Below are 21,381 nucleotides of genomic sequence, written 5' to 3' on the forward strand. Positions count from 1 at the left end.
TAACTCCTCATGTCTGCCCCAACCAACTCCGTCGAACGCACCTACAACGCGCGACCCGACACCCTGGATTTTCGCGACAAAATCTACGTCCCCAACCTGTATGAAGTACCGATCAAGATCACGCTCAACGACTACCTGGCCTGGGAGGTGCCCATTCTCGACCAGGGTCAGGAAGGCGCCTGTACGGGGTTCGGACTAGCCACCGTTGCCAATTATCTGCTGCGCCGACGGAAGGTGGTAGCCGATCCCAATCCGGTCAGTGCGCGGATGCTTTACGAAATGGCCCGGCGCTACGACGAGTGGCCCGGCGAAGAATACAGCGGATCGAGTGCGCGGGGTGCCATGAAAGGCTGGCACAAACACGGGATTTGCGCCGACGAACACTGGCCGTATCAGGCAGCGGCCCAGAACGAGCGATTGACGGAACAACGAACCTCCGACGCCCTCAACCGCCCCCTGGGAGCCTATTACCGGGTGAATCACAAAGACCTGGTATCGATGCACACCGCGATGGCCGAAGTCGGCATTCTGTATGCAACGGCAACCGTTCACGAGGGATGGGAGAAGGTCGGTGCGGACGGTTTGATTTCCTTTCCGGAGAAAACCCTTGGTGGTCATGCCTTTGCGATCGTTGCTTATGACCAGAACGGTTTCTGGATTCAGAATTCGTGGGGGCCGGATTGGGGCAAGGGCGGTTTTGCCCAGATTTCGTATGACGACTGGCTCACCCACGGCACCGATGTCTGGGTTGCCCGCCTGGGTGCGCCCGTGATGCTCTATAAACCACAGTCCATCGCCATCAGCAATTCGGCCACCTCCGGCAAATCGAACGCCTACGCCTTTGCCGACCTGCGTCCGCACATCATTAGCATTGGCAACGACGGCAAGCTGAACGAAGGCGGTAGCTTCGGAACCTCGGCCGATGAAGTGAGAACGATTTTTCAGGACGATTTTCTGCGGGTAACGCAGACCTGGAAAAAGAAACGGTTGCTCCTATACGCACACGGCGGACTGGTCGGGGAAGAATCTGCCGTGCAGCGGCTGGCCGATTACCGGGCCGCGCTGATGGACGCCGAAGTATATCCGGTTTCGTTCATCTGGCACACCGATTTCTGGACAACGACCACCAACATTTTGCAGGATGCCCTCAAACGCCGTCGCCCCGAAGGCATTCTGGACGCCAGCAAGGACTTTATGCTGGACCGGCTCGACGACGCGCTGGAACCGGTGGCGCGGATGTTGATGGGGAAAATGCAATGGGACGAAATGAAGGAAAATGCCTCCCTAGCCACGACGAAGTCGAACGGTGGGGCGCGAATTGCCCTGCAGGAAATTGCCAAACTGGCGAAACAGACGGATCTGGAAATTCATATTGTCGGACACAGTGCCGGTAGTATTTTTCACGCCCCGTTCATTCAGGCACTCACGAACGAGTTTGGGCTGAAGATCGAATCCTGCACCCTCTGGGCACCGGCCTGCACGGTCAAACTGTTCAAGGAAGCGTATGTGCCAGCCCTGAAAACCAAAAAAATCAACCGGTTTGCGCTCTATACGCTGACTGACCAGGCCGAACAGGACGACCATTGCGCCCGGATTTACAACAAATCGCTGCTGTATCTGGTCTCGAATGCGTTTGAAACCAAAGGTCGAATTCCGTTTTTCCGCGAAGGAGAACCCATTCTCGGTATGGCAAAATTCATCGCGAAAGCGCTGGACAAAACCGATAAAGATTACTTTGATCAGAGCCTGTCCGATCTCTTTAAAGCCAAAAATGTCGATTGGGTTCAGTCGCCCAACAACGAATCGAAAGACCCGAAGAAGCGGTCGACCTCGCTCCACCACGGCGATTTCGACGATGACCGGCCTACGGTGGAATCCACCCTGGCCCGGATGCTCGACAGCGCAAAACCGGAACTGAAAACCGAACTGGTTTTCACCCGTTCTGCCTCATCCAATCGGGAAAAGCGGGAGCAGTTGATGCACTGATTGATCTGTTTTTAGTAAGCGCGGGTGATGGAAATTATAAATGTAAAAGTACACTGCTGTTGCCCACTTTTACATTTAGAATTCAACATTTTACATTTATGGTTAATGATGATTTACCGTAATCACCACATTGCCAACCTTTTGTCCGGTTTCTACATACCGATACGCATCCACTAGCTGCTCTAAAGGATAACGCCGGTCGATCACCGGTTTGTATTGACCGGTTTCGACCAGTTTTTTCAGGTAAAGCACATCGGCCTGGCTGATGGTTGGAATGGGAAACAACACTTTTTTGCTACCCACAAACGGCGTTATCAGGGCAAGAAACGGATTTTGGGACAGGTATCCCAGCTCGGTCGACAGGTAGACGCCCCCTGTTTTCAGCAGCGGTTTACACTTTCCAAACGAACTTTTGCCGACCGCATCAAACACCACGTCAAACGTATGGCTTCGTTTGGTGAAGTCCTCTTTCGTGTAATCAATGACCACATCGGCCCCCAGTGATTTCACAAGCGCAATGTTTTTTGTATCGCAAACCGCCGTAACGGATGCCCCCAGGACCTTGACCAGTTGGACAGCAGCCGATCCGATGGCACCGGTTGCGCCATTGATCAGAACGGCTTGCCCCTTCCGGATTTTGGCCGCCCGAATATCGCAAAGCGCATAATGCCCGCCTTCAGTGATCGGGGCAGCTTCCTCGTAGGTCATCGCTGGCGGCATGGGCGCAATCGCGTCATTCTCGGCCATCACCATGTACCCGGCGTGAGCGCCAAACTGGCTGTCGTTGTACCCAAAAACCCGGTCGCCCGGTTTAAATGCCGTGACTGCCTTGCCAACTTCGGTGACCTCCCCGGCAAATTCGTTCCCTAAAATGGGTTGTCTGGGGCGAAACAACCCGCTGAAAAACCGAACGATGAAGTATTCGGCACTTCGAAACCCGCAATCAGTGCGGTTTACAGTAGTCGCATGAACTTTGATCAGGACCTCATTCTGCTTCGGAACGGGTCTGGCGACGTCTTTGATTTGAACGATTTCGGGAGGGCCATAGGCTGTGTAGACGCCGGCCCGCATCGTGGTTTTGTCCGTTACAGGTAGTTTTGCAGGATTCATTTTGGATCATTAGTGCGCTAAGTATCAGTTGTTACCAGTCACGAATGAAACCATTTTTAAAAGATCATGCCCTGCCAATTGTACGGTCGGTCGCCCGACCTTACAGTCGGCAGCAGGCGGTTTTGCAGCCATCGACTTCCCTTTTTCATCCCTCGCGGCCCTCAAAGCCTGTTTATGAGGCTCCGCAAAAAGCGAACCGCGCAGGAAAGGTACAGAATCTGAGCGCCCGTCTCCAGAATGCCCTCCACCCGGTTTTGCTGGTAGACGCCGGTTCGAACGTCCTGCACCCAGTCTACAACCGACATTCCGTAGGCTGCGACACCCAGGAGGCTTGTCATCAGCAGGACAATAAACCAGAGGACGTTGCGCATAACGGTTCAGTTCGTTTATGAATTCTACTACCGGACAGGCGTTTTTTAGCAATCGGGGGATAGCTTCCAGTCCGACACCAGCCGAAAAACCGTCTTCTTCAGCTCTTCGATGGTCGACGGTTTGATCAGATACGCATTGGCCCCCAGGTCGCTGGCGCGTTGCCGGTCCGACTCCTGAACCGAGGTGGTGAGCATCACAATCGGGGTGCTCTGATACATTTTCTTGCTGCGCAATATCTTGAGTGTTTCAAAACCATCCAGCCGGGGCATGTTGATATCCAGAATAATCAACGCGGGATTTACTTCTGAATCCAACAACATATGGAGCAAATCCAATCCGTCGATGGCAAATGTTGGTGCGGAGTCAAACCCCAGTTCCTCAAAAGCGAATTGTAGTAGAAAACGGTCATCCTCATCGTCGTCAGCGATAAAAACACAACCGGTAAGTGAATTTTTCAAATGATTTACGCTAGTGTAATACCAAATTGATTAAAGTCGATCTGACTGATATACCGATCCAGCCGCTCGATTCGCGAAAAAGAACAGATGCAAGTCAGTTTTCCATTCAGAGTATCGTAACACATCTCCACGTAGAACGCGTTGAAACTGTATAAATACCGGGTCCGGCAGCAATCTACACTACGGGCCAGCAACACCCCCCAGAGTTCGATGGCTCCCTGGCGAATCATGAGCGGCTGACGATCGTATTCTTCACGCGAAATATACATTGCCGTAGCGGTCATGAACCAAAATTCTGGGGTAGCGGGTTTCTCTGTTTTACGATGAACTGGGCCGGATGTTAATCGGGAATGGCGTAAAACGGGAGCTGACGGCTTTTCCAGTCGGGAAAACCCTCTTCGAGTCGACTGGCCGCAAACCCTTGGTTTTGAAGCAATTCCACCGCTTCGTCCGCATAAACACAGAAAGGTCCCCGGCAGTAGACCACCACCTCGCGCTCCGAAGGCAACCCTGCGATCCGTTCCAGAAGCTGATCGATTGGAATCGACAGAGCGCGGGGAATGTGTCCTGCCCGGAATTCCTTTTCCGGTCTGACATCCAGAATCACCACATTGTCCTGCTCTATTTTCTTCAACAGTTCATTGATCGTAACCGCCTGAAAGGCGTGTTTCTGCGACCGAAAATCGTGCAGCGTTCGTTCAATTTCCGCCAGGCGCTCCATGCCCAGTTCGCGCAGGGATTGCCACAGCGCAACTACTTTGGTGTCGGCCAGGTAGTAATGCGCATAATGGCCTTCTTTCCGGACATGAACCAGATTGACGCCTTTCAGAATCTGCAAATGCTGCGATGCGTTAGCCGTGCTGAGACTCAATTGGGCCGCAATTTCCTCGACGGTCCGACTGCTTTGGGCCAACAAGTCAATTATTTGCAGGCGGAACGGATGGGCCAATGCTTTTGCCAGCCCGGCCAATTCGCCGAACACCTTTGCTTTAAATTCTTTTTTTTCCATTCACCTGTGCAAATAAGTAGGAGCAAGATAAAAAATGCTCAATTAATCAATGAATCTATTGAATAGATTTCACCATTCTCTTATCCAATGGCCGCTGTAGACTACCGGATGACGCTATACTGATGACCTGTTTTCTTATTCCTCCTCGCTGTTATTCAGTTTGGACAACAAGCTGTAGGCTCCGTTGACAACGATGGGCGTTTGCTGCGGATTGACTTCCGGCGGCAACGTAATCGCAATGTACCCGTTTTCCCGGACCCCGGTTTTCACACCAACCTGCCGGAACGCATACGAAACCGGATTCGTCTGTCTCTTTTCCAATGCATACACAAACGTCTGTCCTCCAAAGCTAACCACCGCCGACTCGGGCAAAGCAGGCAGGGGTTGGGTTTTCACGTCGACCTCCGCCGTTACGTAGCCGCCCGGAATAAAACCGTCGTCATACGCGTCGGGATGGGCCAAAACGGAAACCGTGCGGTCGGCCGAGAGCGATTTACCAATCAGAAAAATCGTCCCCCGGTGGTTCGGTGCCGAATCGCCCCCAACGCCGAAGCGCACCGTTTGTCCGGTGTGAATCCGGTTGAGGTCTTTCTCGAAAATACTCAACTGAACGTGCATATGATCGATGTTGGTGATCTCGACGACCACATCGGCGGGATTCACAAACCGGCCGTTGTTGACGGGAACGTTGGTAACAAAACCGGACACCGGCGACGGAATCGCCACCAGCCGCGTCAACTGACCGGGGCTGAGTTTGGCCGGATCGATCCGCAACAGAGCCAGCCGCTGCGCCATACCCGCCAGTTGGGCCTGCAAACTCTGCCGGCTGGAACGGATCTGCTGGAAAACCTTCAGGGCATTGACGTTGTCGCGACTCAGCTCCTGCTGCCGGGCATACTCCAGATCGGCGTAATCCAGTTTGGCTTTGGTGTCGAGGTAATCCTGCTGAAACTGAATGTATTCCGGATTTTCGAGTACCACCAGCGTCTGGCCTTTCCGGACGCGCATGCCCGGTTCGAGCTTGATTTGCCGGATATAACCGCCGAACGGGATGGAAACGGACACCACTTGCTGCGCCGGTACGTCGAGCATTCCATTTACTTTCAGGGTGGTGCTCAGCGGTCGCAGAACGGGCTGCCCGAGTTGAATGGCGGCCACGTCATATTGCGCCTGCGTCAGCGAAACCAACACCGGTTCCGTCTGGGTCGAATCCCCCGCGGCTTCGGTGAACGACGACGTGAGCGGCTGTTCGGCCTGGGCGGCATCGCCTTCCCCCCCGGCCGAGCCGCAACCCGACACACCGAGCAGCCCAACCAGTAACACCAGTACAAAGCACTGACTTTTAATCCATTGAGTTTCGTATACTTTACCTATTGTTTGCATGATCAGGGATTGCCGAGCAGATAATGGATGGAAAGAACCGATTGATTGTATTGATGAAGCAGGTCGAGGTAATTGGAGCGGATCGTCAGCGCCTGCTGCAAGGCCAGCGAAAACTCCACGTAGCCAATGTCGCCCCCACTGAAAGCCCGCCGGGCGTTAGACTGGATGAGCGCAGCCTGAGGCAGTCCACTTTCTTCGTAATAGGCCAGGGCCGTCCGGTACTGGTCAAATTGCTGCACCGCCTGCTTCACCTGCTGATCGAGAAAAAAACGCTGGTTCTGCCAGTCGGCTTGCGCAATTTGCTCGCCCAGTCGGGCGGCATTGACCCGCGCTTTCTGCGCTTGCCCCAGCAACGGAAACGAAACGCCGATTTGCCCGCCGTAGAACCGGTGTCCGGCCCCGAAATACAATTCCTGCCCGTTGATGAGTTGATTTCCGATGAGCGTCTGGCTGAACAATCCCACCGAAAACTCGGGCTTGAGACGCGCCTGCTCGACCTGCCGGTTTTGCCCAGCCCACTGAATCTGCTCCTGAAGCTGGCGCAACAGCGGATTGCGTGAAGCCGTCAAGCTATCCGTCATCACCGACAGCGAGAGCTTGGGCAATGGTTCGGGGCTAACGTCAACGGGCTGCGGACTGTAAAGCAGGGTTTGCAACCGGGTGCGGCTGGCCATCAGACTGGCATCGTTCTGGGCGAGCCGCACGCGCTGGTCGGCCCGCTGGCTTTCGGCGGTGGCTTTTTCCAGGCTGCCCGTCTCCCCGGTTTTGAACCGGAGGTTGGCCGCTTTCACAAATTCCGCCAAAACCGTATCCTGTTCCTGAAACAAACGGTTTTTCTGGTATAGATAATTGATTTCGTAATAAACCGACCGAACCTGGTACTGCACGTCGTGACGCGTCACCGTCACACCCGCTTCCTGCACCCGAACGGTCTGGTCATTTTGTTCGGCCAGTCGTCGCATTAGGGTTGGGTTGGGGATGGCTTGCGTCAGGGTCAGGTTGTTATCGAACCGCCGGGTGTTGTACTGGCCCAACATTGCCGTAGCCGAAAACCGTCCGGCATCGTAGGCCGTTCGCCGGAGTGCCTGTTGCTGGCTGACCGTCAAACCCGCGATCTGAAGCTGTGCGTTGCGGCTACCGGCCTGCTGCAACGCCTGATCGAGCGTCAGCGTTTGTCTGGAAATGTTGGCCTGGCTTGCCGGTTGCGCCCAGCCGACGGACGCCATCAGCAACAGGATTCCAACGGTGGCGGTTACAACGGTTTTCGGTCCCCCCGGTTTTTTAGCCGCTTCTGCTTCTTTCGCTACGGCTTTTTTCTCCGACAGGGAATATAGGATCGGTAAAACAATCAGCGTCAGCAACGTAGCTGTCAGCAATCCGCCGATGACGACGGTCGCCAGCGGTTTTTGCACTTCAGCCCCGGCGGAATTGGAAATCGCCATCGGAATAAAACCGAACGAAGCCACCAACGCCGTCATGATCACCGGCCGCAGCCGAACCTCCGCCCCCAGCCGGATGATTTCGGTCAGGTCGGTCAGCCCTTCTTCGTGACGAAGGCGGTTGAACTCGGCAATCAACACAATACCGTTCAAAACCGCCACACCGAAGAGCGCGATGAACCCGACTCCTGCCGAAATACTGAAGGGCATGCCGCGCAGCATCAGGGCAAACACGCCCCCAATGGCCGCCATCGGAATGGCCATAAAAATCAGCAGGCTCTGTCGAATGGAGCCAAACGTAAAAAACAGCAGGGCAAAAATCAGCGCCAGCGCAATCGGAACGGCAATGGCCAGCCGCTGTTTGGCATCTACCAGATTCTGAAACTGACCGCCGTAGGTGATGGAATAACCGGGGGGGAATTTAATCTGCGCATTGACTTTTTGCTGCAATTCCGTCACGATACTTTCCACATCACGCCCCCGAACGTTGAACCCCAACGTGATGCGCCTGTGGGTATTGTCCCGCTGAATCTGGTTGGGTGCCTGTTCGATGGTGACCTGCGCAATCTGGCTCAGCGGGAGTTGCTGGCCGGAGCCGGATGGACCTTTTGGCGTGGTTACATACACATTGCGCACATCGTCGACGCTCTGCCGCTTGTCGGCCGCCAGCCGAACCACGAGGTCGAATCGTTTTTCACCTTCGAACACCAAGCCCGCTGACTGTCCGGCAAAAGCCGTGTTGATCACCCGGTTGACGTCGGTTACGTTCAGGCCAAATTTGGCAAGCTGCGCCCGGTCGAGTTTGATCACGATCTGGGACAAACCGCCCACCTGCTCCACGTAAAGGTCTTTAGCCCCCTCGATGCCCCCGATCAGGGTGCCGACCTGACCGGCCAGTTGGGTCAACTGGCCCAGGTCTTCGCCGTAAATTTTGAGGGCCACATCCTGACGTGCGCCGGTCATGAGTTCGTTAAACCGCATCTGCACCGGCTGTTGAAAGCCAAACGTAACGCCCGGAACCACCGAGAGGGCTTCGGCCATTTTACCAGCCAGTTCGTCGCGGGTGGTGGCCGACGTCCACTGATCACGCGGTTTCAGAATCACCATCAAATCGGAAGCCTCAATCGGCATCGGGTCGGTTGGAATCTCACCGGAGCCGACTTTGGCCACCACCTGCTCGACTTCCGGAAACTGTTTGAGCAAAATGCGCTCGGCCTTCAGGGTGGCGTCCACGGTTTCGGAAAGCGAACTGCCTGTCAACGTTCGCGTATCGACGGCAAAGTCGCCTTCGTCAAGTTGGGGAATAAACTCTCCGCCCATGCGGTTGAAGAGAAAAACCGCAACGGCCAGCAGGGCAACGGCACTGACCAGAATCATGAGCCGGTGTTTCAGGGCCGACAGCAGAACGGGTTCGTAAAACCGCTGAATCTGTTTCATGATCTTGTCTGAGAACGTTTCTTTGTGGACGATTTTCTTGTTCAACATCAAGGCCGAAATCATCGGCACGTAGGTCAGCGACAGGATGAAAGCCCCCAGAATGGCAAACGCAACGGTCAGGGCCATCGGCCGAAACATCTTGCCCTCGATGCCCGACAGGGCCAGAATTGGCAGGTAAACAATCAAAATGATGATTTCGCCAAAAGCCGCCGACGACCGAATCCGGGCCGCCGACTGGAAAACTTCGTCATCCATTTCGGCCTGGGTCAGCGTTTTGTTTTTATTTCGGTTGGTAATGTGGTGCAGTGTTGCTTCGACGATGATCACGGCACCGTCCACAATCAGCCCGAAGTCGATGGCCCCGAGGCTCATCAGGTTGCCCGAAACGCCGAAGAGGTTCATCATCGCAATGGCAAACAGCAACGCCAGCGGAATGACGGAGGCTACGACAAACCCCGCGCGGAAGTTGCCCAACATCAATACCAGCACAAAAATGACGATGGTAGCGCCTTCCAGCAGGTTGCGCTCCACGGTTCCAATGGCGCTGTTAACCATTTTGGTCCGGTCCAGAAACGGCACGATCTGCACCCCTTCGGGCAGCGTTTTCTGAATTTCGGCGATCTTTTCCTTCACCCGTTTAATGACCGCCGATGAATTTTCGCCTTTGATCATCATCACGACGGCCCCCACGGTTTCACCCTCGCCGTTGCGGGTGACGGCCCCGTAGCGCACCGCCGAACCGCGGTTGACCTGCGCCACATCGCGAATCCGAACGGGTAACGACTGTTCGTTCAGCCGGACAACGATGTCGGCAATGTCGCTGGTCGAACGAATCAGGCCGTCGGAGCGAATGAAATAGGCGTTGGGCTTTTTGTCGATATAAGCCCCGCCCGTGTTCTGGTTATTCTGCTCCAGGGCATTGAAAATATCGGTAATCGTGACGCCCATGCTCCGCAGCCGGTCGGGATCGACCTCGATCTCGTATTGTTTCAACAGCCCCCCAAAACCGCTGATATCGGCCACACCGGGGGTTCCGAGCAAGCCGCGCCGGATGGTCCAGTCCTGAATGGTGCGCAGGTCGGAGAGTGAGTATTTGGTTTCGTAGCCTTTTTTGGCCAAAACCGTATACTGGAAAATTTCGCCCAAACCCGTGGTGACGGGGGCCATGACGGGCGTTCCAACGCCGGGCGGAATCTCCCCCACCACATTTTGCAAGCGTTCGGCAATCTGCTGACGAGCCCAGTAAACGTCCGTTGCGTCGGTGAACACGACGGTTACGATCGACAGGCCGAAGCGCGAAAACGACCGCAGCTCGGTGATGCCCGGAATATTCGACAGGCTGACTTCAATCGGAAATGTCACGAGTCGCTCGATGTCCTCAGCCGCCAGCGACGGACTGCTCGTGATCACCTGCACCTGGTTGTTTGTAATATCCGGCACCGCGTCGATGGGCAGTTGGGTCACCGACCAGGCGCCCCACCCCACCAACGCCAGCACAAACAGGCCAACAATGAGTTTGTTGTGAATGGAAAAATGAATGATGGCATTCAGCATAATACGCGCTAAAAGAAAGGATTGACTGAAAAATCAGGAAGAGAAAACGGCCGGTTTGCAGAAACCAACGAAACGGTTTGCACCCTTTCATCACCCGTTATGCGGGTAGAACGACAGCATACACGGCAGAAAAAGCAGGCCCCGTTTCAGGTGGACACACGTCGGTCAGGGGCGGCTGGAAACTAACGTCGGGGGGGATTGATGAGCGCGAAAACCGCGAGAAAAGAATACAGATCAGCCTTGCGAAAGAAATCGGTTTTGGCAACAACCAGCACCTGACAGAGCTGAGGAGCCGACAGCCAGATGGTATTGGGGGTAAAAACCGGTGCGGAATGACCGACTGAAGGTAAATTCTGGTGACTGTGGTTGGGGTGTTTCTGGTGTTCCGAATCGGCCCCGTAATGCATTTTGATGAAGTCGATGAAACCCAGCCGGGCGTCCGTGGCCCGGTGTTGCTGGTAATGCTGCACCAGATCACCCCAGTGGGAGGTCTGGTCGATGCTGAAGCCGGGGAGCAAACTCCCGCCCAACATCCAGCACGCTAACAACAGAGCAACAAAAGGTTTCATGATTAATCTGATTGTACCCGAACAACAAACCTGCCGGGCGAAAGTTTCCGGCAGGTTTACATTTACTGTAATTTGGAAATAATCTAATACCAGCTACCTTTTTCAAGTAATAGTAAACTGATAATCAGCGCACAGGAGCAGGAACATTTATTGATTTACCGGAGCGGTTTTGTTGTAAGCCACTGAGAATTTTACCAAAAAAGACTCGTCGGTCGGAACCATCATCAGCGACGGGCGCTCGATGTTGTAGTCACTCATTTTGATTGAAAATTCGCCGGTTGCCAGCAATTGCCCGGCTTTATCGGCCCGAACGGCCTGAAACTCGATGGGTTTGGTTACCCCGTGAAAAGTCAGGTTTCCCCGAATTTTGAGTTTATCCTGGGTTTGTTCGATGCCCGTACTGCTGAAGGTTACGCGGGGGTACCTGATCCCATCCAGAATCTCAAGCGCGTGCGAATCCCGGTTTGCGTTCTGGCTATCGAACGACGCCAGTTTGACCGCAACCGCCACAGCCTCAATGCGATCGGTGGCGTCGTTATACACGAGCACGCTTTGCACCTCCCGGCTGACGCCGTCCCAGGTATGCATGGGATGGTGCATGGTGTAGGTCATCACCGATTGGGATTTATCAGCCATTAGTTTGCGGGATGCAGTTGGCGCGACAAATGCCAGCATCCCGATGATGCCAATGGTAAAGGCAGAAAGAATTCCGATTGAACGATTCATGAGAGGCATGTTAAAATTTGATGGCAACGACCGACAGCGCAAAGGCGCCAAAGGTTGTATAGGCGGCCGCCCGGTGATACGGTTTTAGCTCGGGGTGGTTTTCGATGGAACTCGCCAGGATGTTGGTGGCAAGCATACCGGCCATGTGGACAACGGCCAGGTATTTGTGCAGTTTAATCGAGCTAAACCCCCGGCGATCACCAATCATTTTGGGCGGAGCTGTCAGGGATAAAAGGGCGGTTGTGACGTAGGTCAGGTTGATTCCCGCAGCCAGTGTGCTGTGCACATTCAGCAATCGCCCATATTGGTCGCCGGTAGCGTTGTACAATTTAGCGCCTACCAGACCCTGGGCCACAAAACCCGCCAGCGTTACAAAGCCCATTACCTGGTGGCTCACCAGCATGGTCCGGCGAATTTTCAGCTCTTTTTCCCGGCCTTCGGGCGTCAGCGGAGCCAGATTTGTGGTTCGCAGCAGCCCTTTTGGCCCCCAGAAAATGCGCTGGGTGACGATCATTTTGTGTGGCAACAACGCCTGCTGACTGGTGCTGTCGTCCAGATCAGCCAGCAGGTCAGCCGTTTTTTCGACGGGCGGAATCGTATCGGCCGAAACCGTCTGAGCCCAGGTTTGGGAGAAAGAACCCAGCCAAATCAGGCCGAGTATAATACGCGCGCGCATTCGGTATGGGGAACGTTTGAATGACATTTCGTGAAATGATTTTTGTTTGGAAAACCAAGCTCAGCTCATGAAATCGTCAGCACATTGCCGGATTGCGTCACGGTGTAGACGGTCAACCCGTGACTGCCCTCGCTGTTCAGTCCTTTTCCGGTCAGATCATAACGGGCGCCGTGTTCCGGGCAGTAAAATTCGCCATTACGGAGCTGAACTTTCTTTTTGCCTTCGTGGCTGCACACCACTGTGACCGCCACATACCCTTTGGCAGTGTTCGCCACCACCACATTATTGGTGACGATGTATCCACCAACGGTTTTCAGCGCGGAATTGGCAGAACTGGTCAGGTCAACGGTGATGGCACTGGTGAGCGGATCAGGCGTTACATCGGAGCTTTTGCTACAGGCCGTCAGTGACTGCCCGGCACAATACACGGCAAGTAGCGCGGCCCCCTGCATGCCGAGTTGACGAAGAAACTGGTGACGGCTCAGTGCGTCGGAGTTCTGATTCTGTGACATAGATTCGTATGGCTTTTAATGAGCTATACGGATTTCCTCTATCCAGCCGTTGCCTGCGTCCGGAAAATTTTTCAAAGTTTTTACTTGAATAGATCGATCCAAACCGATGCTTTCAGCCCTACATTACTGCCACTTGGGGCATCGGGCTGGCTACGAAAATCGTAGAGGTAATACGGAATCAATTGCGCTGAAAGGCGCGACTGGTGGAATTGAATTCCACCACCGAACAGAAAATTATGAAAAACCCGGTGTTCCGCTTTCAGGCTAAATGAATGGTGCTGTTCGTCTCCCCGAAAATAACTTTCGTACTTGATCTGCTGGTAAGCTGCCAGATCCAGATTTGTTCCCGTTTGAAACGACAACGACCATTTCGGGTTCAGCGGCACATAATATTTCAGCGTGATGGGCAAACTGATGCCGGACGTATGGATCGAAATTTCCTCGATCCGGTCGTACTGCGCCGGTAAATAAGGCCGGTACTGTTCAATGAATTCCTGACCGGTAGCCGAATTGAAATCTTTCAGCCCCCGGTGCTTTTCCGAATTTTGGCGGGTAGCCAACACACCCACGGACAAACCCAGATTTTCCATCGGAAATACTTCGATAACCGGCCCAACCCCCACACTGTTTCGGGTCATCACGGTTTCGATTCCACCCCGGGGACGTAATGACGAAAGCCGAAACGGCGGACGTTTCGGTTCAATTTTGGGAACTTGTGGCCGCAATGAAGCGGGTGCCACCGCCCCGGTTTGTGCTGCTGAATCAGAAAGTACTCTTTCAGGGTTGACCACCGGAGTCGGCACCGACGGCTGACCCGCCACCTCCTGCTTCTCATCTGGCGCCGTGTCGGTGCGGGCTGGTGTTTGCATCGAATCAACCGTTGCTGGTGGGCGACTGTCTGCCGACCAGACCCGGTTTGGTGTTTTACCCGATCGGTCGCGACTCGTGGGTTGAGCCATTGTCGTTAACCGGGGGTTAAAACCGGGCTGACGACGCAAGTCCGTTCCGGTCGTCCGCGTCGCCGGTTTCGATGCGGTATAATCGGTTTCACGGCCTGATTCCGTTTCGGCATCGGTTGGCCCAACCGGACCCGGATCACTCGAAGCGTCAGTCATCAGACGGTATGAATGCCGGTGTTCCACTACCGTTCGTTTGACAATGTAGACCGTGTCGACCCGCTGAACCGGAGCAACCGGTTGGCGAACTTCGCTTTGGGCCGTCGATTGCAGCGTTTTATGCACGGTTTCCAGCACCCGCCGGTTTTCATGCAGGGTGTAAAGCGTTGTCAGCCACCCAGTCAGCATCAACCCGCTGAGTACCCAGCCGCCATACTGCAGCAGCCAGGGCCAGAATCCCGAGACGGGCAGGCGTTTCCGGAAACGGTCCCAGGCCCGGGGCTGGTAGCCCGGCCTGACCGCTTCCAGGTTTTTCTTCATCAGTTTGTCGAAACGTTCGTTAGACATAGTTTCGTCGGTTTACTGAGTTTGTAGAGGTCCATTCGATAAGCAGTTCCTGTAATTTCTGACGCGCTTTCGCCAGGTTTGAGCGTGAAGTACCTTCATGAATGCCCAGCATCTGGGCAATTTCAGGATGGCTATAGCCATCCACTACATGCAATGAAAAAACAGTTCGGTAGGCGGGGGGCAATAACTGAACAACCGCCAGAATTTCGTCGGCGGCCAGTCGCTCCAGCAACCCGTCCGTCTCCCCCACTTCGTAAGCGTCATCGATGTCGGCATAGACCAGCGGGGATTTGTTCCGGCGGTAGTGGTCGATGGCGGAATGCACCATGACCGTACGAAACCAGGCATCGAAAGGCTGGTCGGGGTCGTAATACGAAATCTTGTTAAGTACCCGCAAAAAACCGTCGTCGAACATCTCCTCCGCTTCTTCCCGGGTGGCAGCATACCGCAAACAGATGTTGACTCCGAAGCTGTAATAAGCTTCGAATAGCTGCTTCTGGGCAGCCGGTTTTTCACGCCGACACCCCTCGATTACCTCCGGCAGTGCCAGAGATTTGTTTCGTCGGAATAGCACAGGTGTTCGCTGTTGTTACGGTCCAACCTTCTTTACGACAGAAGGGCTTCTCTCCGTTGCCTGGAAATATAAATTATTTACCGGGCACAGGCAACGGCGTAGTGGATTAAAACCGTATGGATCACTAACAGCCATCGTCTCTTCACCCAACCGACCCATTCTATGCGATTCCTTGTTACAGCCGTCGCCCTTTTCATGACCTTCCCGGCTTTTGCCCAGGACTTAGACGGTCTGCGTTACCACCGGAGTCTGTTTAGCCGGTATTTTACGGATACGAGCGGGCAGCAAATTCCGAAGTCTGAGGTTCGATCGCTCCTGAAAACCCAGCCCAGGGCCTTAAAATACTACCAGCGCGGCCGGTCGCTGCGGGTGTGGTCGGTGGCAACGGCCCTCCCGGCGGCCCTGCTGATCGGAACCGGAGTCGGTTTGATGGTGGTCGGCGATGGCGAACACGACCGGATGCCGAACGAACACCCAAACCGTGATTTTGGCAACCCGGTCCGGTCGGAATTGGAAGGTCCAAGCGGAATCAGAAACTTCGGAGCAATTCTGGCGGGCAGTGGCGTTTTGCTGGGCGCGGCAGCGGTCTGGTTCGACCACCGGGCTTCCGTTCAGTTTCGGAGGGCCGCCAACCGCTACAACCACCGGCATTCGACAAGCGTCCGGTTTGTACCGGCCCGGCGGAGTCTTGGCGTCCGCGCTGTCCTGACGTTCTGACCTTTCTTGCAGTGCGGTTTTTCGATTGGCTGGTTGTATAAAAAAAGCCGCGCCGGTTGAACGGGCGTGGCTTTCGGGAAATAAACGGTGTGGATATGAGGAAGATTCAGATCAGGCGGCTGCCTGCGACAAAAAGCGTTGTTCCAGCAACTGCGGATGTTCGTAGCGGTTTCCCAGCACCCGCAACTGGCGGGCGTGCAGGGCGCTGAGTGAAAACGCCGGAAACTCGCCCGTTCCCAGAGGTTGAAACAGGGCGTAGCCGCAACGATGATTCGACCAGCCAATCTCGAAAATCCGCCCGTCCCACTCCACCAGATCGCTTTCATACAGCAGAATGCCCTGCCGATCCGACTGACCGATGGTGCGCATCAATCGCCAGGAAAAGCTGGTGGGCTGCGGCAATTCGTCAACCGCCGACACCTGGCTCACCAGGGCAATGGCTTCCTGTAGCCAGATGGATAAATAAGGCTCCGGGGTCATGGGCAGCCCGGCCAGGTAGAGCATTTTCTGGCCGTCCCAAATGCGGGATTGGATTGGTTGCATCGTCCTTTCTATATTTTAGTTATACGATAATGACTAACAAATATATGCCATAAAAGCGACATTTCGAAGTCAAATGTTACTTATTTATATCATTTCGCATACATTTAGTAAACGGCACAACCATTTTTCGACATGAGCATCCGCAGAACCCAACAAAACTATACTATAACTAAAAAAGCTTATCCTGACTTGGCTGGATACAATTTTACCGGCTGGTTATTGACAACCGCGACGGTCGGGAAGAAAATTGCCGAAGGCACAACCTCTGCGAGCAAGAAAGGCTGTACCTTCGGCAATGTCCATTTAATCAGGCCATTCACTGGCCTGGTCGGTTTTTAAATCTGAGAAAAAGCGGTCGGAATCAGGAAGGTCCGGGTGATGTTCGAAACGATCCGGGCGTTGGCATAGTCGGGCATGGAACTGATTTTTTTCCATTCCGGATCGCTGCCGAACTTCTTCCAGTTCTGATCATGCTCTTCCATGTTGTCGAACGTCAGCAGGTAGGTCAAATTCGGGCGCATGGGGCCGATCAAGGTTTCGCCAAAGAAAACCGGCGTGAGTCCGACGCGCTTGAAAATCGCAATTTCACCGCCTTCATTGAACATTTCGATCTTCTTCTTTCCGGCGGTTTCGTTGTGGCTTTCGTAGCGTCGCAGCTCGAAAATCCGCGGTTTTTTCTCCGGAGCTTCCAGTTTCGGCATGTAGGCAAACGATTTCAGCAACGAGCTTTCAATGCGTTCATAGGCCGGGTCGGTAGCCTGGGCCGTCAGATAATCGGCACCCGCCTGTTGGTAAGCCGCATCGCCAGCCAGCTTTTCGGGCAACTTGAAATACTCATCCAGAGAATTAAACGGGATCACCGTCACCAGTTTCGTAAATCCCTGCGGGAGATATTCCGTGAAAACGCCAATGTTTTTACTCCCCAGCCGGTTCAGGGCCGGGATGGCAGCATTCTGAAAATAGCTTTCCACCATTTTCTGCTGTTTGCCGTTTTTCAAGGTATAAATCCGCAGCTCGTAGAATTCAGAACCGGCGTTTTGTTGGGGCGTTGCCGCTTTAGTCAACGGATTCAGGAAACTAGCAGCAGAGGTAGTAATCAGGGATTTTTTAACAAAATTACGTCTTTTCATAGCGGTTTTTAATACGGGCTTAGGCCCGGTTTTCCTGCTACAGAAAGCACCGCCACCGCCGATTCTACCTCATTCGCTACGTTTTAACACCCGCCATCAAATGAAATTCGCCGGACACCCGGTTCCGGATAGGGCGTTTCAGCCTGATTGGTTGAAGAGCCGTTTTTTTCAGAAACCGCCAGGCCGGACAACAAATACTGCTATTTTATCTCCCTATTCTTACAAACTCTTTTGACCGCTCCCTCAAAACTTTGTGGCCCGTTTTGATAATTACATTTACCTTGTTGTCGGTTAATGCGTTATACGCAGTCTCCCCTCAACCGTACCCATCTACAACCGCCGATCTGCTTTGTTCCCTGAAACCAGGTGGATACCAAGCCCGTTTCTGTTTTTTTCCTGATCTGTTTTCTGCGTATTACCCTCTATCCACTAATCAATCATGCTATGCTATGACCAAACGACGATCCGACGAACCGGACAACAAAGCTGCCGAACGTCTGAAACAGTTCAGAGAAGCCCGTGGTATCCCGGAAAATTTCCCGGAAGAAGAAACCGAATCCCCCGAGAAGAAACCGAAAAAACCAACCAAAACGACTCAGTCAGATGAAGGGACCGAAGGATGATCTCTTGAACCCGACCGACCAGGCCGCTCCGGCGGTTCGGGGACGGGCCACACTTCCCAAACCGCCCACCAGCAAGGTACTGCAACGGTTGCTCTACTTTTCGGAAGAACGTGGTCTGCCGATCACGGAAGCGGTTGCCGACGAGAAGCAGAAAGCAAACCGACGCCGTGCGGCCACCGTAGCCCTCTCGGTCGAAGGCCCACCGGAAGTGGTTGCGAGCTATGCCCAGGCGCTGGTCGATGCCGCCCTGGCCCTGCAACCCACTGTTGTCGAACCAACGGAAACCGATACCGGTGATTCCGAACCCACGGCCCCGGCGGCCATAACGACCCTGTCACCCCCTACCGGTTTCGGTCCTCAATGGCGGTTTCTGGGTCCCACGATGATGTCCAACGGGCAGACTTACGGCGAAAGCCGCGTGGTCGTTTCGGGCCGGATTTCAGCAGTGGCCGTCGACCCGTCCAATGCCAACCATATTTTGTGTGGCGCAGCAAGTGGAGGCATTTGGGAAAGCTTCAACCGGGGAACTTCCTGGAGTCCGCGCACGGATTATGCCGCTACGCTGACGGTTGGCGCATTGGCCTTCAATCCATCGGCTCCGGCCACGGTCTATTGCGGCACGGGAGAAGGAAATTTTTACGCCTGGCTGGGTGCAGGCTTGCTGCGCTCGACCAACGGCGGCAGCACCTGGACGATGCACGCCACGGCACCTTTTGTAGGGCAGGGCTTTTACGATTTGCTGGTCGATCCCGCCAACGGCAACCATTTGCTGGCCGCCACCACCCACGGCATTTATGAATCCACCGACGGTGGAACGGCCTGGACACTGCGCCGGTCGGGACGCTGCTGGGACCTGGCGGCCCATCCTTCCGGCGGTGCCACGGCGGAGGTGCTGGCGGGTTGTCAGAGTGGGCTTTTCCGTTCCACGAACGGCGGTCAGACCTGGGCGGCTGTTGCCTTACCGGGTGGACCAGCGGCCTACGACCGGCTGGCGGTGGCCATTTCCCGCACGAATCCGGCCGTTGCCTACGCGTTTGGCGCAGCCGGAGCCACGATGTACCTCTACCGAAGGGCCAGTACGGGAACCTGGTCGCGCATTACCGGAGGACCGGCGGGGCTGTCGACCGGACAGGCGTGGTATGACTGGTTTCTGGCCGTGGCTCCCGATACGGATGCAGAAATTTACCTGGGGGCCATTGAAGCCTACCGCGGAAACCTGTCGGGCAGCACCTGGACCTGGGTGACGATTTCCAACAAAACCGGTGACGACATTCACCCCGACCAGCACGCCATCACATTTGATCCCACCAATGCCAACATCGTTTATGTGGGGAACGACGGCGGATTATTTGTGTCGCCCAACCGGGGCACGAGCTGGACGTCGCTCAACAACGGTTTAGGCATAACGGAAATTGAATACATGGCCCAGGATTACGGGTCGTCCCGCTGGCTGATGGCCGGAACGCAGGACAACGGCAGCATCCGCTACACGGGCAATCCGGCCTGGGATCATATTGCCGACGGCGACGGGGGCGACTGCGGGGTTCACCGCAACGACCCAAACGTGGTGTTCCATTCCTATTACAGCATGGGCATGGAACGCTCGACGACCGGGGGAAATTTCGGTTCGTTTGGCTGGATCGGCCCCAATGTTCCCGATGGCTACAATGCCCTGTTTTATCCGCCGATGGAAGCGACCAACGACACGGTGGCTCAGGCGGGTCAGAGTGTGTACATTTCCCGAAACCGGGGGACCAACTGGACGGAAGTGGCCCTGCCCGCAGGTCAGGTAGCATCGGCGATGTACATTCCCAATCCTGATACGGTTTTTGTCGGAACGACAACGGGGCAGGTGTACCGCATCAGTTGGTCCGGCACGGCCTGGTCATCGGCGACGGCCCTGACGACGCCCCGCGCCAGTGCGTATGTCAGTGATTTACACGTCAATCCGGCGAACCTGAACCGCATCTGGGCAACGTCCACCTCGCTGAGTGGCGACCGGGTGTTCCGGTCCGACAATGGCGGCAGCACCTGGGTCAACTGCACGGCGGGTTTACCCAATCTGCCCATTACCGCCGTTGAAGTCGATCCCGGCAATGCCAACCGGGTATGGGTAGCGGCCGACGTGGGCGTCTACCAATCCCTGAATGCCGGGGCTTCCTGGAGTGCTTTTGCCAATGGCCTGCCGAATGCGCTGGCGGTCGATTTGCTCTATCATCCGCACGCCCGCGTGTTGCGGGTGGGAATGCGCAACCGGGGCGTTTGGGAAATCCCGGTCGATGGCTGGCTGGCGGCTCCCATTTGCGGAGTGCAATGGAACGGCAGTCTGGCTCCGAACCAGACCCACCGCTGGTTTACGCATAGCTGGCCCGCGACCTGGCACATCATCTGGACCATTATGCCCACCTCGCCCCTGCCCGGCGCCCCGCAGGTGAGCTGGAAAGTGCAGGTGGAACGGGCCTCCGCCGAATACGTCACCTACTGGATCAGCGTTACCAACCACACCGGTTCTCCCGTCAGTTTTGAAGGCCGGTATGCCATATTAAGTTTCTACTAATCAACCCTTTACTATTCATACCAATGCGAACAGGAACACAATTTACCGGCACACTGGCCCCCAATCAGACCCACCGCTGGTTTACGCATAGCTGGCCAGTTGGCTGGCATGTCACCTGGTATATGATGCCCACCTCGCCCCGCTCCGGGGCTCCCCAGATCGACTGGGATATTTTCGTGGAGCGGGCGAATGCGACGCACTGCACCTACTGGATTACGGTGAAAAACCTGACCAACACGCCCGTCACCTTTGAGGGCCGCTACGCTGTTTTGAACTAAGTTAACTACCTATTCCCATGCGAATTACGATCGAAATCGATACCAAAGACCTGCCCGGCGTGAGCATAACGCCCGAGGTGGAAGTTCAGCAGGCAGAGGTCAACACATCCCATTCGTCGGCTACCGACGCCGGTGCGGCCCCCGGCGCCGGAACGGAAGAGTCGCCAGCACCAGTCCCGCAAACGGAAGAATCGGCCCAACCGGCAGCTGATATGACCTCAGCGGGGAGCGCGCCCTCCCTCACGAATGATGTTCCATCCTAATC

Annotated in this window: 22 protein-coding genes; 7 read left to right on the forward strand and 15 right to left on the reverse strand. The window is 55.0% G+C overall.

The genetic code is table 11. The annotated features are described in order from the left end of the window. The first annotated feature begins 9 nt into the window (after positions 1–9). On the forward strand, positions 10–1,986 hold the full coding sequence (locus ACO064_RS00745; protein WP_421825520.1) for a C1 family peptidase: 1,977 nt from the start codon (positions 10–12) through the stop codon (positions 1,984–1,986). Positions 1,987–2,088: 102 nt separating this feature from the next. Here ACO064_RS00745 and ACO064_RS00750 read toward each other — a convergent pair whose 3' ends face one another. The 13 genes from ACO064_RS00750 to ACO064_RS00810 all read right to left on the reverse strand — a co-directional run bounded on the left by ACO064_RS00750 (position 2,089) and on the right by ACO064_RS00810 (position 15,268). Beyond that, a complete protein-coding gene (locus ACO064_RS00750) occupies positions 2,089–3,096 on the reverse strand; it encodes an NAD(P)-dependent alcohol dehydrogenase (RefSeq protein ID WP_421825521.1) in 1,008 nt (335 codons plus the stop codon). Positions 3,097–3,257: 161 nt separating this feature from the next. Beyond that, positions 3,258–3,467, reverse strand: coding sequence for a hypothetical protein (locus tag ACO064_RS00755; protein WP_421825522.1), 210 nt, complete (start codon positions 3,465–3,467; stop codon positions 3,258–3,260). 45 nt (positions 3,468–3,512) lie between these two features. Beyond that, a complete protein-coding gene (locus tag ACO064_RS00760; protein ID WP_421825523.1) occupies positions 3,513–3,926 on the reverse strand; it encodes a response regulator in 414 nt (137 codons plus the stop codon). Between the two features lie 5 nt (positions 3,927–3,931). Then, positions 3,932–4,210: a hypothetical protein gene (locus ACO064_RS00765; RefSeq protein ID WP_421825524.1), complete on the reverse strand. Its 279-nt coding sequence runs from the start codon at positions 4,208–4,210 to the stop codon at positions 3,932–3,934. A 56-nt stretch (positions 4,211–4,266) separates the two neighbouring features. Further along, on the reverse strand, positions 4,267–4,935 hold the full coding sequence (locus tag ACO064_RS00770; protein ID WP_421825525.1) for an ArsR/SmtB family transcription factor: 669 nt from the start codon (positions 4,933–4,935) through the stop codon (positions 4,267–4,269). 135 nt (positions 4,936–5,070) lie between these two features. Then, complete coding sequence (locus ACO064_RS00775; protein ID WP_421825526.1) at positions 5,071–6,318, reverse strand: efflux RND transporter periplasmic adaptor subunit; 1,248 nt, start codon at positions 6,316–6,318, stop codon at positions 5,071–5,073. A gap of 2 nt (positions 6,319–6,320) precedes the next feature. Further along, positions 6,321–10,748, reverse strand: a complete 4,428-nt coding sequence (locus ACO064_RS00780; protein ID WP_421825527.1) for a CusA/CzcA family heavy metal efflux RND transporter — start codon at positions 10,746–10,748, stop codon at positions 6,321–6,323. Positions 10,749–10,930: 182 nt separating this feature from the next. Beyond that, a complete protein-coding gene (locus tag ACO064_RS00785) occupies positions 10,931–11,317 on the reverse strand; it encodes a hypothetical protein (RefSeq protein ID WP_421825528.1) in 387 nt (128 codons plus the stop codon). A 147-nt stretch (positions 11,318–11,464) separates the two neighbouring features. Further along, positions 11,465–12,043, reverse strand: a complete 579-nt coding sequence (locus ACO064_RS00790; RefSeq protein ID WP_421825529.1) for a YceI family protein — start codon at positions 12,041–12,043, stop codon at positions 11,465–11,467. Positions 12,044–12,053: 10 nt separating this feature from the next. Then, a complete protein-coding gene (locus tag ACO064_RS00795; RefSeq protein ID WP_421825530.1) occupies positions 12,054–12,719 on the reverse strand; it encodes a hypothetical protein in 666 nt (221 codons plus the stop codon). Between the two features lie 65 nt (positions 12,720–12,784). Further along, a complete protein-coding gene (locus ACO064_RS00800; RefSeq protein WP_421825531.1) occupies positions 12,785–13,231 on the reverse strand; it encodes a Rieske (2Fe-2S) protein in 447 nt (148 codons plus the stop codon). A gap of 80 nt (positions 13,232–13,311) precedes the next feature. Continuing rightward, positions 13,312–14,694, reverse strand: a complete 1,383-nt coding sequence (locus tag ACO064_RS00805) for a hypothetical protein (protein WP_421825532.1) — start codon at positions 14,692–14,694, stop codon at positions 13,312–13,314. After that, the gene (locus ACO064_RS00810; RefSeq protein WP_421825533.1) at positions 14,687–15,268 is read right to left on the reverse strand and encodes an RNA polymerase sigma factor; all 582 of its coding nucleotides are present in this window, start codon (positions 15,266–15,268) and stop codon (positions 14,687–14,689) included. Before ACO064_RS00810 ends, ACO064_RS00805 begins: the two co-directional genes overlap by 8 nt. Before the next feature lie 162 nt (positions 15,269–15,430). On the opposite strand from ACO064_RS00810, the gene ACO064_RS00815 reads away from it, so the two are divergent. Next, positions 15,431–15,985, forward strand: coding sequence for a hypothetical protein (locus ACO064_RS00815; RefSeq protein ID WP_421825534.1), 555 nt, complete (start codon positions 15,431–15,433; stop codon positions 15,983–15,985). Positions 15,986–16,096: 111 nt separating this feature from the next. Here the strand turns inward: ACO064_RS00815 and ACO064_RS00820 are convergent, their stop codons facing one another. Next, complete coding sequence (locus ACO064_RS00820) at positions 16,097–16,528, reverse strand: YopX family protein (RefSeq protein WP_138991658.1); 432 nt, start codon at positions 16,526–16,528, stop codon at positions 16,097–16,099. A 132-nt stretch (positions 16,529–16,660) separates the two neighbouring features. Here ACO064_RS00820 and ACO064_RS00825 point away from each other — a divergent pair, with 132 nt between their 5' ends. Next, positions 16,661–16,867 (forward strand): hypothetical protein, encoded by a 207-nt coding sequence (locus tag ACO064_RS00825; RefSeq protein WP_421825535.1) that lies wholly within the window; start codon positions 16,661–16,663, stop codon positions 16,865–16,867. On the opposite strand, the gene ACO064_RS00830 is transcribed toward ACO064_RS00825, so the two are convergent. Then, positions 16,864–17,658: an NIPSNAP family protein gene (locus ACO064_RS00830; protein ID WP_421825536.1), complete on the reverse strand. Its 795-nt coding sequence runs from the start codon at positions 17,656–17,658 to the stop codon at positions 16,864–16,866. The two genes, ACO064_RS00825 and ACO064_RS00830, sit on opposite strands and share 4 nt — an antisense overlap. A gap of 449 nt (positions 17,659–18,107) precedes the next feature. On the opposite strand from ACO064_RS00830, the gene ACO064_RS00835 reads away from it, so the two are divergent. From ACO064_RS00835 to ACO064_RS00850, 4 genes are read left to right on the forward strand one after another with little or no spacing between them, the layout of a single operon-like run. Beyond that, the gene (locus ACO064_RS00835; RefSeq protein ID WP_421825537.1) at positions 18,108–18,281 is read left to right on the forward strand and encodes a hypothetical protein; all 174 of its coding nucleotides are present in this window, start codon (positions 18,108–18,110) and stop codon (positions 18,279–18,281) included. Beyond that, positions 18,262–20,838, forward strand: a complete 2,577-nt coding sequence (locus ACO064_RS00840) for a WD40/YVTN/BNR-like repeat-containing protein (RefSeq protein ID WP_421825538.1) — start codon at positions 18,262–18,264, stop codon at positions 20,836–20,838. The genes ACO064_RS00835 and ACO064_RS00840 overlap by 20 nt, the downstream gene beginning before the upstream one ends. Positions 20,839–20,861: 23 nt before the next feature. Continuing rightward, a complete protein-coding gene (locus ACO064_RS00845; protein WP_138991655.1) occupies positions 20,862–21,116 on the forward strand; it encodes a hypothetical protein in 255 nt (84 codons plus the stop codon). A gap of 17 nt (positions 21,117–21,133) precedes the next feature. Further along, positions 21,134–21,379 (forward strand): hypothetical protein, encoded by a 246-nt coding sequence (locus ACO064_RS00850; RefSeq protein ID WP_421825539.1) that lies wholly within the window; start codon positions 21,134–21,136, stop codon positions 21,377–21,379. The last annotated feature ends 2 nt before the right edge of the window (positions 21,380–21,381 follow it).

Source organism: Larkinella sp. (assembly GCF_965227735.1).
Lineage (GTDB): Bacteria > Bacteroidota > Bacteroidia > Cytophagales > Spirosomataceae > Larkinella.